The following is a 1,310-nucleotide window of genomic DNA, read 5'->3' on the forward strand; positions in this document are numbered from 1 at the left end:
GCAGCGCCTCCCCCTGCGCGGGTGCCGGACAGGCCTTCAAGGCCGCGTCGGCGAGCATGAAGCCGCCGGACGTCGCGGACATCGTCGTGATGGCGATCTCCGGACGCGGACCGGGCGGCTGCTCCACGCGCATGACCTCGGCCCGCTGCAGCCGGTAGCGCCACAGCGCGGTCGACGCATCGCCCACGTCCAGGCCGAACGCGTCGCGCAGTGCGGCGGCCGGGTCGGCACCCTGGTGGACGGCATTCAGGAACGTCCCCAGCTTCCTGCGCCGTTCGCCGGCCCCGAGGATGTAGTGCGCGAGGAGCCAGGAACGCGCCTCGAATTCCACGCCCGCCGCCCGGCGCCGCGTGTCGGACAGGTTCGCGAACGGACGCGGTCCCAGTACGTCGGCATAGTCGAGGTTGTAGCGGTGGCCCTGGTCGAGGAAATAGAAATACCGGCCCACGCCAGGCGGCGTGCGGCCGATCACCATCTGCGTCGCGCCGAAGCGCACGCCCGCGAAATAATTCGCGAAGCCTTCGATCCAGGCGGACGGGCCGCGCACGTCCGTGTGACGATACAGGAAGTGGCGTGCATACGCTTCCGACGCGTACGAAAGTCCTTCGTCGAGGGGCGTCTTGACGAGCTTGTCGTCGTCGATGGCGGCCAGCGGCGCCGTCCGCACGAGGAAGCCCTGGGTGCCGTCCGTGCAATCGCGGAACAGCGCGATGCCGTTGGCCGGGCGGTCCGCCGCCACGCGGTCGAGGTCGCGCACGTCGTTCAGGTACACGAGGTTCAGCTTGGCCTCAGGGCCGGCCGACTTGGGGCGGTAGTCGTCCGTGTACACGCGCAGCAGGCTGTCGAGGCGCTCCAGGTGTTCCACGAGCCGGGCCACGTCGTCGCGCGGCGCGTCGGACAGGACGACCACGTGGGCGCTCTCGGCCCGCACCCACGACGACGTGCTCCGCTGGCCCGTGACGACGATGCTTTGCGGACCGGCGTCCTGTGCAAAACAGGCGCCGCCCACGAGCGTACAGACGGCGGCAACGGCCGCCGCCGACCTTTTGAATGGTGAACCCACGATTCCCGACTCCTTGACAGTATTTACGAATGTACAACCCTGTCATTCTACCGGGATCGTTGCCGATTGCACATTATATATTCAGTGCCGGGCGTCCGATGGCGCCCGTACCGGCACGGATTGCCGCCCCGCCCGCGCCGGCGCGGCCGCAGGACGTCATAGAAAAAAACCCCCCCAAGTAAATAGAAGCCATCGAACGCCTGACCCGCGAGAAGCTGAAGGGTTTATGATTGCGGATGAGAACAAG

Annotated in this window: 1 protein-coding gene; it reads right to left on the reverse strand. The window is 67.6% G+C overall.

Annotated features, from left to right (window positions below; genetic code table 11):
- A partial coding sequence (locus tag ACEN88_RS32010; RefSeq protein WP_413346222.1) for a hypothetical protein occupies positions 1–1,063 on the reverse strand: 1,063 nt, incomplete at its 3' end.
- Between the last annotated feature and the right edge of the window lie 247 nt (positions 1,064–1,310).

Origin of the sequence: Massilia sp. CT11-108 (assembly GCF_047302915.1) — a bacterium.
Lineage (GTDB): Bacteria > Pseudomonadota > Gammaproteobacteria > Burkholderiales > Burkholderiaceae_D > Telluria > Telluria orientalis.